Below are 13,584 nucleotides of genomic sequence, written 5' to 3' on the forward strand. Positions count from 1 at the left end.
GCCGGGCCTCAATTCGTTTGAGCGGAAGGGTCGGGTTTAGGCGAAGGCGGTGCTCAACGCTTGACTGTCAGGCCCAGGCCGGCCTGGAACTGGCGCGTGCTGTCGCCGACATCGCGGGTCGTCAGCTGGTAGCCGACATTGCTGGTGAGATCGAGATAGCGGTTGATCCCCCAGGTCAGGCCGAAAGCGGCATCGTATTCGACCTCGTCGGCGGCGCTGCCATTGGAAGGATAATTGCGCCAGATCGGTCCACCCGTCAGCTTGGCCGTGAGATCGTCGCGCAGCTGATGGCTGATCGTGCTCGTAAGCTGGTAGGCGGTGTAGCCGCTAAGGCCGGCCGTTGTCGAGGGCTGGACCGTGGTCGAAAGGCCGACACTGATATCCGTACCGCGCTGCGGCGACCAGGCGAGACTGCCATCGATCGTCGGCGAATCGACCGATGCGAGGCGCGAATCGTCGAATTGCGTATGCTGGTAGCCGAAGCCGAGCTCGCCCTTGAATTTTTCTCCGAGATCGAATTCGACGCCGGCCTTGCCGCCATAGCTCTGGTTCGAGCGGGCGTAGCCATTGCTGTCACGGGTCTGGTCGTAAACGGCGCGGCCAAGGTCGACTTCGACGAAGGGGATGATCGCCGGCGACAGTTCGTAGCCGATGCGTCCGCGCCAGGCGCCGGCCGTCTGGTTACGGTCGCTGAGAGTGACCGTCGTCCCATCGGAGAGCACGGCATCGGAATAGACGCTGCGTGTCAGCGCTATGGCCGTCGTGCCGCGCAGCAGGCCGAAATCGCGCTCCAGTGAGAGCCCGGCCGTGTACTGATTGACGGCGGACTGCTTCGCGGCGCCGGCGATCGCATTCGGGTCGCTCGTATCCTCGCGGTAGAATTGATAGCCTGCGGTGATATGCGCCGTCGTGTCGGCGGGAAGATCGAGACGCAAGTCGGCATTGAGGTTGACGGTCGGCTTTTCCTCGCCGGTGCCGCTGATGTTCTTCTGCCAGACGCCCTCGCCGGTGATGGTCAGGGCATGCCGGTCCCAGTCCGAAGTCAGGGTGCTGCGCAGATCGGTCTGCAGGAAGCCGCGATTGTCCTTGGTGTCGCCGGTGCGATCCCGTTCGATATTGATCGATTGGTTGATTGAAGGCTTCAGGGTGAACGTGCCGAGCGGTATGCCCTGGACGTCGGCGCGATCCGGATGCTGGCGGGTCCTCAGGCCATCGACGGTCGGCTCCTGCACGTTGACGCGGCGCAGATCGTTATCCAGCGTCGAGCCCGTCGTCGTAGGGTCGATGCCGGTAAGGCGCAGTGGTGCGTTCAACGGTGCGTCGCTGGAGGCCGATGTCTGGTTTACCGGTGTGGTCGTCTGGCTATTGGCTGTGGACGCGGCATTCGGATCGGTCGGGGATGCCGATATCGGGGCCGGCAAGGTGTCGTCGGTGGTCTGATCCGCCGGCAGCGATTGCGCATTTGCCGGCGGCGGCGCGGCGAATGCGATACCCCAGCCGAGCAGGGCGGTGGTCGCCCATGCCGACAGCCGGAGGGTACCATGACCCGCCTTGTCCTTGCCGATGCCCATGTCGCTTATATCTGACCCTGCTGGAAATGACCTAAATTCTTACCCAAGTGTAAAGCCGCGTGGTTAACGCTTGGTTGCCAAGCGATGGCGACAAGAAAGGATTTGATAATATTATCGGGAAGGCGTTGCCGGCGGTCGCCGGCGCCATAAGTCGATCTTTGGTGGACAGATTTGCAGAAAAGCGTTAGGCCTCGCTCATGAATAAGAGAGCTGTAAGACTGATCGAGAACGGTGCGATCGAATCCGCGATTCGAACGATCGAGACCGAAAGACGGGGTATGGAAGCGCTGGAACGCGCTTTGGCCAATGGTCTGGCCGAGCCCTTCAGCCGTGCCGTCGAGATCATCGGCGATATCAGCGGCCGCGTCGTCATCACCGGCGTTGGCAAAAGCGGCCATATCGGCAACAAGCTCGCCGCAAGCCTGGCTTCCACCGGGACGCCGGCTTTCTTCGTCCATCCAGTCGAAGCCAATCATGGCGATCTGGGCATGATCACACAGGACGATGTCATCGTCGCGATCTCCTGGGGCGGCGAAAGCGCCGAGCTGCGCGGCATCATCAGCTATTCCCGCCGCTTCTCGATCCCGATGATCGCCATCACGGCCGGCGAGACTTCGACATTGGCGCGCGAATCGGATGTGGTGCTGCTGCTGCCGAAAGAGCAGGAAGCCTGCCCGCACGGGCTGGCGCCGACCACATCGACGCTGCTGCAGCTTGCCATCGGCGATGCGCTGACCGTGGCGCTGCTGGAAGCGCGCGGCTTCACCGCCGAGGATTTCCGTACGTTCCATCCAGGCGGCAAGCTGGGCGCCAGCCTCTCGCATGTCGCGGATATCATGCACAAGGGCGATCGCGTGCCGCTGGTCAAACTCGGAACCGGCATGCCCGAAGCGGCGATGACGTTGTCGCAAATGCGTTTCGGCTGCGTCGGCGTGATTGACGATGAAGGTTGCCTTTGCGGCATCGTTACCGATGGCGACATTGCCCGCAATCTCGGGACGAGCCTTGCCGAGATGCGTGTGGACGAGGTGATGACCCGCAATCCGAAGACGGTGAAGGAAACGACGCTGGCGACAAGCGCCATGGCCGTGCTCAACCGTCACAATATCTCGGCTCTCATGGTCATCGATGAAGCGCGCCGGCCGATCGGCGTCGTGCATTTCCACGATCTGCTGCGGATCGGCGTCGCCTGATCAGACCGGTTCGACCGTAAGGTCGCGGCCGTTGCTGGCGACGACCTTGACGCGGGTGCCGATGGGCAGGTCCGGTCCGTTGACCGTCCAATAGGTATCGTTCAAGCGAATGCGCCCCCGGCCTTCGGCGATCGGCTGGTCAAGGGTTGCCGTGCGCCCGACGAGGCTGGCGCTGCGCTGGTTCAGGAAGGGTTCGTCGGTCACCTGGTTGTTGTTATAGAGATAACGACGGCCGATGAGGGTGACGATCACAGCCGTGGCCGCAAAGACCAATCCCTGAACCTGCCAGATCCAGAAGCTGTTCTCCCAGAAAAGAAGCGACAAGGCGCCGACGATGATGCCGGCAAGCCCGATCCACACCAGGAAAAAGCCTGGCAGGATCAGCTCGGCGGCCAGCAGCACCAGACCCACGAGCCACCAGCTCCAGGGGCCGAGTTCGACGATGAGATTGTCGAACATCTCAAGTCTCCTTCGAGGTCAACGGATTGACCGACGGCGTGGTGCGCGCGGCGGAGGGGCGCGGGCGATTGGGTTGTGGCGCGCCGTTGCCGTCGCCATTGTCGCCGAAGACTTCGCGGGCGATGGCGCCGATGCCGCCGAGCGAACCGATGATGGAGCTTGCCTCCATGGGCATGAGCACGATCTTGGAATTGTTGGCCGAGCCGATCGCGGTCAGGGCTTCGGTGTATTTCTGTGCGACGAAGTAGTTGATGGCCTGCACGTTGCCTTCGGCAATCGCCTCGGACACCACGCGGGTCGCCTTGGCTTCTGCTTCCGCGAGGCGTTCGCGGGCTTCGGCATTGCGAAATGCCGCTTCGCGCTGGCCCTCGGCCTGCAGCACGGCTGCCTGTTTGGCGCCTTCGGCGCGCAGGATCTGGGCGTTGCGCAGGCCTTCTGCCTCAAGAACCTGGGCGCGCTTTTCGCGCTCGGCCTTCATCTGCCGGCCCATGGCATCAACGAGATCCTTCGGCGGCTGGATGTCCTTGATCTCCACGCGCGTTACCTTGATGCCCCAGGGTTCGACCGCCTCATCGACGACGCGCAGCAGCCGCTCGTTGATGGCATCGCGATTGGACAGGAGTTCGTCCAGGTCCATCGAGCCCATGACCGAACGGATGTTGGTCTTGGTGAGGTTGAGGATCGCGCTTTCGAGATTGGTGATCTGATAGGCGGCCTGCGCCGCGTTCAGGACCTGGAAGAAGGCCACCGCATCGGCGGAGATGCTGGCGTTGTCCTTGGTGATGACCTCTTGCGTCGGCACGGCCAACACCTGTTCCATCACATTCATCCGCATGCCGATCGTTTCAATGAAAGGCACGATCAGATTGAGACCTGGTTCCAGCGTGCGGATGTAGCGGCCGAAGCGCTGGACCGTGTACCGATAGCCCTGCGGCACGGTCTTGATGCCGGCAAACAGCACCAGGATGACCAAAACCACCAGGGCAATCACGACGATACTGAAACCACCGACCACCATCGAACTCCTCCATGAACGCGCCCGCCCGTGGCAGGCTTGCGTCGCGTAAAACGCTGCCGTTCGGCCTCCTGTACCCGGTCGAGTCCATGAGGAGGCAGCTCAATCAAATGTGGTGAGTTAGCATGTTCTCGGCAAGTGAGGAATGGGCTGCGGAGGGTGCTTTGCTGCGGGAGTGATCACCCAATCGCTGTCCGGGTCTTGCGCCCGGCGATTGATGTTCATACCTTATGATAGAAATCTCCGGCTCCGCTGCCACGCAGCCTTTCGGGCCAAGCCATCGCGCATCATCAGGGTGAAGCTATGAACTTAGATAGGACCTTGCGGTCGGTTGTGGCCGTGCACGCCTCAATTCCGGAAGACGCCTTTACGGCCCCAACGCTCGGTACCCGCAGGGAAGGCAGTGGCGTCGTCATCCGTGGAAACGGTCTGGTACTGACGATCGGTTATCTGATTACCGAAGCCGACGAGGTCTGGCTCACGACCAATAGCGGCCGCGTCGTGCCTGGCCACGCGCTGGCTTACGATCAGGAAACGGGGTTCGGCCTGGTGCAGGCGCTCGGGCCGCTCGACGTGCCCGCCCTGGAATTCGGCGACACCAACAAGGCCGATATCGGCGATGAAGTCGTCGTCGCCGACGGGATCGGCCAGTTCGTCGAGGCGAAGATCGTCGCGAAGCAGGAGTTTGCCGGCTATTGGGAGTATCTGCTCGATGAGGCGATCTTCACGGCGCCGGCGCATCCCTCCTGGGGCGGGGCAGCTCTTGTCGACGAGGACGGCAAGCTGCTCGGCATCGGCTCGCTGCACCTGCAGATGGCGACCCAAGACGGCGACAGCGCCGATATCAACATGATTGTGCCGATCAATCTCTTGACGCCGATTCTCGACGATCTGATCAAGCGCGGCCGCGTCAACAAGCCGCCGCGGCCCTGGCTCGGAGCCTTTTCCGCCGAGAGCAATGGCGAGGTCGTCGTCATGAGCGTCACCGAAGGCGGTCCGGCCGCGAAGGCTGGCTTGCGCCGTGGCGACGTCATTTCCGAAATCCGCGATGGTGAAGTCGACGGTCTCGCTGATTTCTACCGCAAGATCTGGCAGAGCGGTCCAGCCGGCTCCGAGATCCCCATGCGGGTGTTGCGCGATGGCCGCGAGGCCTGGCTGCGCGTTAAATCAGCCGATCGCGGCAGCTTCCTCAAGAAGCCGCAGCTTCAATAGAACTGTGTCGCCGGCATTGCTGCCGGCGGTCCCTCACGCCCAGCCGAGCAGCTCCCGCCGCACGACCTTTTCCAGCACATTCATGCCGTCTTCGCTGTCGTTGAGACAGGGGATATGGGTGAACTTGTCGCCGCCATTGTGATGGAAGGATTCCGCCGCCTGTTCGGCGATCTCCTCCAGCGTCTCCAGGCAGTCGGAGACGAAACCCGGATTGAGTACGGCGATCCGTTTGGTGCCATCCCTGGCAAGCTGTTCCACCGTCTTGTCGGTGTAGGGCTGCAGCCATTCCTCCGGGCCGAAGCGGGACTGGAACGTGACCATGAACTGATCTTCGGTCAGACCGAGCTTTTCCCGCAGCAGGCGGCCGGTCTTCTGACAGAAACAGTAATAGGGGTCGCCCAGCTTGAAATAGGACATGGGGATGCCGTGGAAGGACGCGATGATCTTTTCCGGCTGCCAATCCAGCGTCGAGAGGTGCCGGGTCACGGAATTGGCGAGCGCCTCGATATAGGCCTCGTCGTCATGATATTGCGGCACGGTGCGGATGGCCGGCTGCCAACGCATCTTCTGGAGCTTCTCGAAGGCCTTGTCGTTGACGGTCGCCGTCGTTGCTGCTGCATATTGCGGATAGAGCGGAAAGAGCACGATGCGCTCGCAGCCTTCGTCCTTCAGCGCCTGGATTCGGTCGGCGATCGAAGGCTGGCCGTAGCGCATGGCCCAGTCGACCTTGACATTGGGCAGGTCGCGCAGGCGCTCGGCCATCAGGTCCGACTGGTTGCGCGTATAGGTGCGCAGGAAGCTTTCGTTCTTCTCCTTGTTCCAGATCATCTCGTAGGCCTTGCCGACCTTTTGCGGGCGGGTGTTGAGCACGATGCCGAACAGGATCGGGTACCATTTCCAGCGCGACCACTCGATGACGCGGCGATCGGTCAGGAACTCGCGCAGGTAGCGGCGCATGGAGGAATAGTCGGTGCCATCAGGCGTCCCAAGATTGATGAGCAGCACGCCGACCTTGCCGTATTTCACGCTTGGGTGATCGGGCGGAAGTGCCGTCAGGTCTGCTGTCATCGATTGGATTCCTCTCAAGATACGAAGCACTTCACATAAGAACAAAAGCCGGTCCGGGGAAGCCCGGACCGGCTGGGGCAGGCGAGACAAATCGTCCTTACTTGGCCGGAATCCTCAACTTTTCGCCGACGGTCAGGTGATGCGGCTTGATATTGTGGTTTGCCGCCAGAAGTTTGCGCCATTGCCTGGCGTTGCCGTAGTAGGTCTTGGCGAGATCCCAGAGCGTGTCGCCGGCGACGACCACATGCGTCGTCGGAGTCTTCGGCGGTTCGCTGGCCTTGGTTTCCGGCGCTGTGGCTGCCGGAGCCGTGGTAGCCGGTGCGGCGGCGGCCGGGGTTTCCGTCGCTGGAGCCGAGGTCGCGGGCGTCGACTGTACCGGGTCGGACTTTGTCGGGGCGGACGGCGTTGCGGCGGGGTTGGCCGGCATGGTCGTGCTCGGTGTCGTCACCGCCGGGGCGGAAGAGGCCGGAGGGGTCGTCGTGGGCGATGCTGCGCCCTTATCGTCGGCTGCCGGCGCCGGTTGCTGTGCAGGTACAGCCTGCTGTGTTGCGTCTGCGGGCTTTGCCGGCTCCGGCTGCGCTGCTGCCGCGGCGGCGGCAACCTGGGTTATGCGGCCATCCGTATAGGGCTTGTAGGGATTATGTGCGCCGAGATAATCGGCAACCACCGATTCCAGGTTGGGGCCGAAGTCATAGGCATTCTTGCCGTCCTTTGCGAAGACCGTGTAACCGTCGCCGCCGGCGCGCATATAGTTGTTGCTGACGACGCCATAGGTCTTTTCGGGGTCGATCGGCTTGAATTCGGTGCTTTCCTGCACTTCGACCGAGACCAGACGGCTTCCTGGCGGCTTCGATTTGTCGAAGCTGTATTTGAGGCCGGCGACCTGCGGGAAGCGACCGGCACCGTCGTCGATCTGGCTGAGGCCGTTTTCGAGCGCGGCCTTCACATCAGCGCCCGTCAGCTGGAAGGTCGCAACCGTGTTCTGGAAGGGCAGCACGGTCAAGACGTCGCCCATGCTGACATCGCCGGCGGCGATGGAGGCTCGCAGGCCGCCACCGTTCTGGATGGCGATCGAGATGCCCTGTGCCTTGGTGCGATCGAGGATCGCATCGGCCACCAGATTGCCCATCGAGCATTCCTGGACGCGGCAGATTTCGCGCGCGCCTTCGATCGGACCTTGCGAATTGCCGATGACCTTCTTGCGCAGCTCCTCGATTGGCTTGGCCATTTCCTGCACGCGGGCGAGGATCGTCGGATCGGGCTTGATGGAGGAATCGAGCAGGATCGGGTCGCCCTTGGCATCCTTGACGGCGCCGTTGTCGTCGAAGGTGACGACGAGATCGCCGAGATACTTGCCATAGGAGGCGGCCTGGACAACAGGGACCTTATAGCCCGCCGGATTGTCGACCATGGTCGGATAGGGGCCGGCGGCCTTCGGGTCGGTATTCGACAAGAGCGTGTGCGAGTGGCCGCCGACAACGACGCTGACGCCGGCGATCTTGGCGATCTTCTCGACATCGCGGGGATAGCCGACATGGGTGAGCGCGATGATCTTGTTGACGCCCTGCGATTTCAGTGCGTCGACTTCGGCGCTGATGGCGGCGGCATCGTCGGTGATCTTCACATGCGGGCCGGGAGAGGCGAGCTCCGGCGTCTCTGTCGTCACCGCACCGACGATGCCGATCTTCTGGCCGCCGATGTCGAGTACGATCGACTTCTTGATGCGGTTGCCGAGCTTCGACTGGTCGTCGACCACCAGATTGGCGGTTACGACCGGGAACTGCGCCTTGTCGAGGAAGGCGGCCAGCGGGCCTTCGCCATCGTCGAATTCGTGATTGCCGACCGTCATGGCGTCGATCTTCATGTCGTTCAGGAATTCGACTTCGGCCGCCCCCTTATAGGTCGTGTAGAACAGGGAGCCCTGGAAATTATCGCCGGCATCGAGAACAAGCACGTTCTGGCCGGCAAGGGCTGCGCGTCTCTGGTCGATGGCAGCTTTCAGCCGCGCGGCACCGCCGAAGCACTCGTTCTTGGCTTCCTCGGCTGCCGAGCAGGTGGCGTCGAACTTGTTGATCGACTCCACGCGCGAATGGAAATCGTTGAAGTGCAGGATGTTGAGCTGATAGTCCGCGAAGGCGGCGCTGGTGCTCAGCGCCAGCAGCGTTGCGGCCAAAAGACCCACTCCGAAGGGCTGCTTCATCTGTCTCTCCTGTTGGTCATTGCAATCCGGCCCGCCAATGCCCCAAGGCGGTCCCCCAGGCCGATGTTTTCATCACGGCGGAGCGAGCGCAAGCAAAAGCTGTTGGCTTCATTAGGATTTTACAAAGCGAGGGAATCGGCCATCAGGTCAGGCGCAGGCCTCGATGGAGGCGCCACCATGGGATTCCCGCAGGGCAGCAACGGCGTTCCAGCCGACGAAACAGAAGACAAGCAGGCAGCAGAGAGAGGCGACGAGATGAAGGCGTCGATTCCGCTTCCGATAAAGGAGGATAGCGCCGACGCCGTAGACGAGCAAAGCGGGCAGGGCGAAGAAGAGAACGCCTATCGGCCCGTCGCAATCGAGCGCTTCGATACCCTGGGCGCGGTAGACGTTGACCGGAAGGACCGTCGCCAGGATGGCGACGGGGAGGGCGGCAACGAGGGTCAGATAGAGGATCAGCAGACCGCGCATGATGCCTTATCCGTCCACTAGGCCTCTATCAGCCCTGGCGATTGAGCGAGAAGTGCCCGCCAGTTTCGGAGGTGCAGTTGAGCTGGCTGGGATTGGCCAGGAAGCAATTCACCTTCGACGAGGTGCGCTTGATGTTCGAATAAAGATTGATCTGGATCACGCCGGAGGGGTCGGTCGTGTAGGTTCCCGAAGCCATCTGCTGGTTCGTGCCGTCAGTGGTGTGCGTTTCGAAGCGACCGCCGTTGAACGTCGAGTTCAGGCCGTTCGAATCGGCCCAGCTGCCTTCCACCGAATTCATCCGCGGCTGAGGCCCGCCGGGGTTCATCGTCATCGGCGGCGGTCTAGAGCCACCGAAATCGACGCAGGCAGATAAAGCTGCTGCGGCGGCGAGGAGGGCAAGAGCGGTTCTCATCTTCATAAATATCTCCCGCGAATAAGGGCGGACTAAAGGCGTATCGGTTGCAAGGAAGATGGCGCGACCATCGGGCTAAAGCAAGGCTTCACAGGCGATCTGATTGATTTATCTGGCTTGCGTAACAAAAATGCCCGCACGACCTGTGCGGGCATTCGAGCTTGCATTGGGCTGACGCTATACGCTTAGCGAACCAGGATGTTCCGGAACTGCCAGGGGTCCTTGGTGTCGATGTCTTCCGGGAACAGGCCCGGGCGGCCATCGAGCGGGGTCCAGTCGGTGTAGTGGCCTTCGACCGGGCCGAGATAGGGCAGCTGGACTTCGAGGCAGCGCTTGTAGTCGACTTCGTCGGCTTCGACGATGCCGGCCTTCGGATTTTCCAGCGCCCAGACCATGCCGGCGAGCACGGCGGAGGTCACCTGCAGACCGGTGGCGTTCTGGTAGGGAGCGATGCGGCGGGTCTCTTCGAGAGACAGGCGCGAACCGTACCAATAGGCGTTCTTGTCGTGGCCGTAGAGCAGCACGCCGAGCTCGTCGATGCCGTCCTCAAGCTCGTGTTCGTCGAGAACGTGGTGGACCGGCTGCGGTGTGCCGCCATTGCCGAACATTTCGTGCAGCGACAGCACGGCGTCGTTCGCGGGATGGTAGGCGTAGTGGCAGGTCGGGCGGAAGGTGACTTCGCCGTCCTTGTCGCGCACGGTGAAATAATCGGCGATCGAGATCGACTCGTTGTGCGTCACCAGGAAACCGTATTGCGGGCCCGGGGTCGGGCACCAGGTACGGACGCGGGTGTTGGCGCCCGGCTGTTCCAGATAGATGGCGGCCTGGCAGCCCTTCTTGTGCTTCTTGGCGTTCTTCGGCATCCAGTTTTCATGGGTGCCCCAGCCGAGTTCGGCCGGCTGCAGACCTTCGGAGATGAAGCCTTCGACAGACCAGGTGTTCCAGAAGACGTTGAGCGGCTTCGGGTGCTTGGTGCGCTGCGTGTCGCGCTCGGCAATGTGAACGCCCTTGACGCCCACCTTCTTCATCAGCTTGGCCCAGCCTTCGCGGTCATGCTGATCCGGCTCTTCGAACTTCAGGCCGATATCCTTGGCGAGGTTGACGAGCGCCTGCTTGACGAACCAGGAGACCATGCCCGGATTGGCGCCGCAGGTGGAAACCGCAGTCGTGCCGCCCGGGTTCTTTTCCTTTTCCTTGCGCATGGTTTCGCGCAGCGCGTAGTTGGTGCGGTCGGCGTTCTTCATGCTCTTGTCGAAGTAGAAGCCGAGCCAAGGCTCGACGACGGTGTCGATGTAGAGCACGTCGAGCTTGCGGCACAGCTTGACCAGATCGAGCGAACCGGTGTCGACCGAGAGGTTGACGCAGAAGCCCTGGCCGCCGCCTTCGGTGAGAAGCGGCTTCAGGAGATCCTTGTAGTTGTCCTTGGTGACATGCGCCTGGATATGGCGGACGCCATGCTTTTCCAGGATCGCCAGGTGCTCGGCATCCAACTGCGGGTCGATGACGACCATCCGGCTCTTGTCGAATTTGAAATGGCGCTCGATCAGGGGCAGGGTGCCACGGCCGATGGAGCCAAAGCCGATCATCACGATCGGACCGGTAATTTCGGCATATACCGGATAGTTGTGTTTCGTCATTCTTTTCTCCTTCGAAAGGCAGGACGCCGTTCGGTTCACGAAATCTAGTTAGAGTTTGCGCGAAAGCGCTGGCAGAGTTTGCGCGAAAACGCGGGTTGAGCGGCTCTAATCATAATTTGATGTCACAATAAAGAGCTGTTCAGGGTTAGCCGGACAAAGTCAAGTGGAGGCCAACATACACGCCTTATGCGACGAGTTTGTTGCCTTCAAGGTCGGTTTTCACTGACATAACCGAAATCGGATGACGGTCGCCGTCATCCGTCGATCAGGCCTTCAGGCTCTCCAATCCGTCCGTGACAGTGGTCAGAGCGATTTCCTGAACCTCATAGGCTGCGACGCCGTGGATGGTGAAAGGGTCGGCTGCGACATAGGCTTCCAGCTCGGCTTTTTCGCCGTGGGCGAAGATGACGCCCCCGGTGCGCGGCACCTTGCGGCCCGAGGCGAGGAACCAGCCCCTGGCATAGCCCTCCTTCACCCAGGCCATGTGAGGTTCCATGTGCTTGTCGGCTTCGTCATTGCCCTTGAGGTAGGTGAGCGAGAGGATGAACATTCAATCAATTCCATATGAGTTGCGCGCGGATCAGGCCGCGCAGGGAGTTTCCGACATAAAGGGGGCGATCTTTCAGGTCGTCGAGCCGGATGCGGCCGACGCGGGCCTTGCGCTGGCAGATGAGTTCGGTACGCAGGACGCCGGCAAGCAGACCGGCCGATATCGGCGGGGTGCGGAGCGTGTCCGGATCATCCTCGAGGAAGATCGAGGTGATCGTTCCCTCGCACACATCATCCTTCTCATTAAGCAGCAGCACTTCATCCGCTTCATCGGGCCCATACTCCGCGCGGGCCGCTTCATAGACCGCGCGACGCGTGGTCTTGACGCGCAGTAGCTTGTCGGCGGAATCGAGCCGGGTTGTGGCAATGCGCACGCGCCAGACGGTGTCGGGCAGCAGCGGGACAAACGGGGCCGTCGTCAACGCCGTCTGCCCCTCGCGGTCCGCCGTGAGCCGAACTCGCAAGGGCGCGGCGGCATCGGTGACCGCCTGTTCTAGCTTTCCGAGCACGTCCTTCGGGGCTGCAAAGTCCAAACGGCGGGCAGAGCGCTGCAGTCGTGCCAGATGCAGCCGCAGACGCACGAAGCCGGCTTCCGGCTCGTAGCGCAGCGTCTCGATCAGGGAAAAATCCTCTAACGGTCGATCCATCGGTCCCCCACGGCGAAACGCGCCTTGAGGAGGCATTCTTCATATTCCGCTTCCGCCGTCGAATCGAAGACGATGCCTCCGCCGACATTGAATACCGCGCGACCGTCTTCGAAAAGTGTGATCGTGCGGATCGCCACCGAAAAACGCATGGCTCCATCAGGCGAGATCATGCCGATCGCGCCACAATAGGCGTCGCGCGGGCCATCTTCGAGATTGTGCAGGATCTCCATCGCCCGCATTTTCGGCGCGCCTGTTATCGAACCGCAGGGGAAGAGCGCAGCAAGGATATCGCGGATCGATATGCCCGGAAGCAGCCTCGCCTGCACATGGCTCACCATCTGGTGCAGGGTCGGGTAGGTCTCGATTTCGAAGAGTTTGGGCACGTCCAGCGTACCGACCTCGGTGATGCGCGAGATGTCGTTGCGAAGCAAGTCGACGATCATGCGGTTTTCGGCCTGCGTCTTCTCGTCGGCAAGCATTTCGGCGATGATTTTTTCATCCTCGACGGCATTCGCGCCGCGTTTGGCCGTGCCCTTCATCGGATGCGTCTCGATCCAGCCGTCTTCGTCCGTGCGGAAGAACAGCTCCGGCGAGCGCGACAGGATGATCGGGCCGCCGAGGTCGACGAGCGCGCCATATTTCACCGGCTGCCGGTCGATCAGCGACCAGAAGGCAGCGCGGGGATCGCCGTTCCAGCGGGCATGGATCGGCATGGTGAGGTTCGCCTGATAACAGTCACCCACGCGCAGATGCTGGTGCAGCCTGTCGAACCTCTCCCGATAGGTCTCAAAATTCCAGGCAGCCTTCGGCTCCGTCAGGAACTCCTGGTTTTCCTGCCGTTGTGCGGGTTGAGCAAGTGGATGGCCGTCGCCGGCGGGCGCATCGAAAACGCCGAAGCAGAGAAGTGGCGTCTCCCTGTTGTCCTCGGCGAAGGAAGCGAGTTTTTCCTCGAAGAGGTGGCCCGCCTCATAGGCCATATAGCCGGCAAGCCACTTTCCCCGTTGCCTGGCGTCTTCCATTCGATCGAGGGCATCAAAGAATTGCTCGCGCGTATGGGCGATGATGATCTCGGCCGGTTCGGCAAAGATCATCACCTGTCCGGTGCTGTCGTCCCTGAAAAGGACGTAGGGTATGGCGTCGGCCATTGAGC

General features: G+C 61.7%; 13 protein-coding genes. 2 read left to right on the top strand and 11 right to left on the bottom strand.

Annotated elements, in window-relative coordinates:
* Positions 1 to 53 precede the first annotated feature (53 nt).
* On the bottom strand, positions 54 to 1,571 hold the full coding sequence (locus BJ928_RS11265; protein WP_047629030.1) for an outer membrane beta-barrel protein: 1,518 nt from the start codon (positions 1,569 to 1,571) through the stop codon (positions 54 to 56).
* 197 nt (positions 1,572 to 1,768) lie between these two features.
* Here BJ928_RS11265 and BJ928_RS11270 point away from each other — a divergent pair, with 197 nt between their 5' ends.
* A complete protein-coding gene (locus BJ928_RS11270; protein WP_047629033.1) occupies positions 1,769 to 2,764 on the top strand; it encodes a KpsF/GutQ family sugar-phosphate isomerase in 996 nt (331 codons plus the stop codon).
* On the opposite strand, the gene BJ928_RS11275 is transcribed toward BJ928_RS11270, so the two are convergent.
* Positions 2,765 to 3,223, bottom strand: coding sequence for an NfeD family protein (locus BJ928_RS11275; RefSeq protein WP_047629034.1), 459 nt, complete (start codon positions 3,221 to 3,223; stop codon positions 2,765 to 2,767).
* 1 nt (position 3,224) lies between these two features.
* A complete protein-coding gene (locus BJ928_RS11280) occupies positions 3,225 to 4,241 on the bottom strand; it encodes an SPFH domain-containing protein (RefSeq protein ID WP_047629035.1) in 1,017 nt (338 codons plus the stop codon).
* 300 nt (positions 4,242 to 4,541) lie between these two features.
* On the opposite strand from BJ928_RS11280, the gene BJ928_RS11285 reads away from it, so the two are divergent.
* Entirely contained in the window at positions 4,542 to 5,450 is a 909-nt protein-coding gene (locus tag BJ928_RS11285) for a S1C family serine protease (RefSeq protein ID WP_047629036.1), read from the top strand.
* A 33-nt stretch (positions 5,451 to 5,483) separates the two neighbouring features.
* On the opposite strand, the gene hemH is transcribed toward BJ928_RS11285, so the two are convergent.
* The 8 genes from hemH to BJ928_RS11325 all read right to left on the bottom strand — a co-directional run bounded on the left by hemH (position 5,484) and on the right by BJ928_RS11325 (position 13,579).
* Positions 5,484 to 6,518 (bottom strand): ferrochelatase, encoded by a 1,035-nt coding sequence (gene hemH, locus BJ928_RS11290; RefSeq protein ID WP_047629037.1) that lies wholly within the window; start codon positions 6,516 to 6,518, stop codon positions 5,484 to 5,486.
* A gap of 97 nt (positions 6,519 to 6,615) precedes the next feature.
* Positions 6,616 to 8,718, bottom strand: a complete 2,103-nt coding sequence (locus tag BJ928_RS11295; protein ID WP_047629038.1) for a 5'-nucleotidase C-terminal domain-containing protein — start codon at positions 8,716 to 8,718, stop codon at positions 6,616 to 6,618.
* Between the two features lie 147 nt (positions 8,719 to 8,865).
* Entirely contained in the window at positions 8,866 to 9,189 is a 324-nt protein-coding gene (locus BJ928_RS11300) for a hypothetical protein (RefSeq protein ID WP_047629039.1), read from the bottom strand.
* Positions 9,190 to 9,217: 28 nt separating this feature from the next.
* Entirely contained in the window at positions 9,218 to 9,607 is a 390-nt protein-coding gene (locus BJ928_RS11305; protein ID WP_047629040.1) for a hypothetical protein, read from the bottom strand.
* A 179-nt stretch (positions 9,608 to 9,786) separates the two neighbouring features.
* Positions 9,787 to 11,238: a homospermidine synthase gene (locus BJ928_RS11310; RefSeq protein WP_047629041.1), complete on the bottom strand. Its 1,452-nt coding sequence runs from the start codon at positions 11,236 to 11,238 to the stop codon at positions 9,787 to 9,789.
* 265 nt (positions 11,239 to 11,503) lie between these two features.
* Positions 11,504 to 11,788 carry a YciI family protein gene (locus BJ928_RS11315; RefSeq protein WP_047629042.1) on the bottom strand — a complete coding sequence of 95 codons (285 nt, stop codon included), beginning with the start codon at positions 11,786 to 11,788 and terminating at the stop codon, positions 11,504 to 11,506.
* 4 nt (positions 11,789 to 11,792) lie between these two features.
* Positions 11,793 to 12,434, bottom strand: a complete 642-nt coding sequence (locus BJ928_RS11320) for an aminotransferase class IV family protein (RefSeq protein ID WP_047629043.1) — start codon at positions 12,432 to 12,434, stop codon at positions 11,793 to 11,795.
* The gene (locus tag BJ928_RS11325; RefSeq protein WP_047629044.1) at positions 12,419 to 13,579 is read right to left on the bottom strand and encodes an aminodeoxychorismate synthase component I; all 1,161 of its coding nucleotides are present in this window, start codon (positions 13,577 to 13,579) and stop codon (positions 12,419 to 12,421) included. Before BJ928_RS11325 ends, BJ928_RS11320 begins: the two co-directional genes overlap by 16 nt.
* Between the last annotated feature and the right edge of the window lie 5 nt (positions 13,580 to 13,584).

Origin of the sequence: Rhizobium sp. WW_1 (genome assembly GCF_003610155.1) — a bacterium.
Lineage (GTDB): Bacteria > Pseudomonadota > Alphaproteobacteria > Rhizobiales > Rhizobiaceae > Rhizobium > Rhizobium tropici_A.

What these genes read in the sequence shown, in the direction of transcription:
- BJ928_RS11325 (WP_047629044.1), bottom strand. Translation starts at nt 13,579, where the DNA reads ATGGCCGACGCCATACCCTACGTCCTTTTCAGGGACGACAGCACCGGA.
- BJ928_RS11285 (WP_047629036.1), top strand. Translation starts at nt 4,542, where the DNA reads ATGAACTTAGATAGGACCTTGCGGTCGGTTGTGGCCGTGCACGCCTCA.
- BJ928_RS11295 (WP_047629038.1), bottom strand. Translation starts at nt 8,718, where the DNA reads ATGAAGCAGCCCTTCGGAGTGGGTCTTTTGGCCGCAACGCTGCTGGCG.
- BJ928_RS11300 (WP_047629039.1), bottom strand. Translation starts at nt 9,189, where the DNA reads ATGCGCGGTCTGCTGATCCTCTATCTGACCCTCGTTGCCGCCCTCCCC.
- BJ928_RS11265 (WP_047629030.1), bottom strand. Translation starts at nt 1,571, where the DNA reads ATGGGCATCGGCAAGGACAAGGCGGGTCATGGTACCCTCCGGCTGTCG.
- BJ928_RS11315 (WP_047629042.1), bottom strand. Translation starts at nt 11,788, where the DNA reads ATGTTCATCCTCTCGCTCACCTACCTCAAGGGCAATGACGAAGCCGAC.
- BJ928_RS11310 (WP_047629041.1), bottom strand. Translation starts at nt 11,238, where the DNA reads ATGACGAAACACAACTATCCGGTATATGCCGAAATTACCGGTCCGATC.
- BJ928_RS11280 (WP_047629035.1), bottom strand. Translation starts at nt 4,241, where the DNA reads ATGGTGGTCGGTGGTTTCAGTATCGTCGTGATTGCCCTGGTGGTTTTG.
- hemH (WP_047629037.1), bottom strand. Translation starts at nt 6,518, where the DNA reads ATGACAGCAGACCTGACGGCACTTCCGCCCGATCACCCAAGCGTGAAA.
- BJ928_RS11270 (WP_047629033.1), top strand. Translation starts at nt 1,769, where the DNA reads ATGAATAAGAGAGCTGTAAGACTGATCGAGAACGGTGCGATCGAATCC.
- BJ928_RS11305 (WP_047629040.1), bottom strand. Translation starts at nt 9,607, where the DNA reads ATGAAGATGAGAACCGCTCTTGCCCTCCTCGCCGCCGCAGCAGCTTTA.
- BJ928_RS11320 (WP_047629043.1), bottom strand. Translation starts at nt 12,434, where the DNA reads ATGGATCGACCGTTAGAGGATTTTTCCCTGATCGAGACGCTGCGCTAC.
- BJ928_RS11275 (WP_047629034.1), bottom strand. Translation starts at nt 3,223, where the DNA reads ATGTTCGACAATCTCATCGTCGAACTCGGCCCCTGGAGCTGGTGGCTC.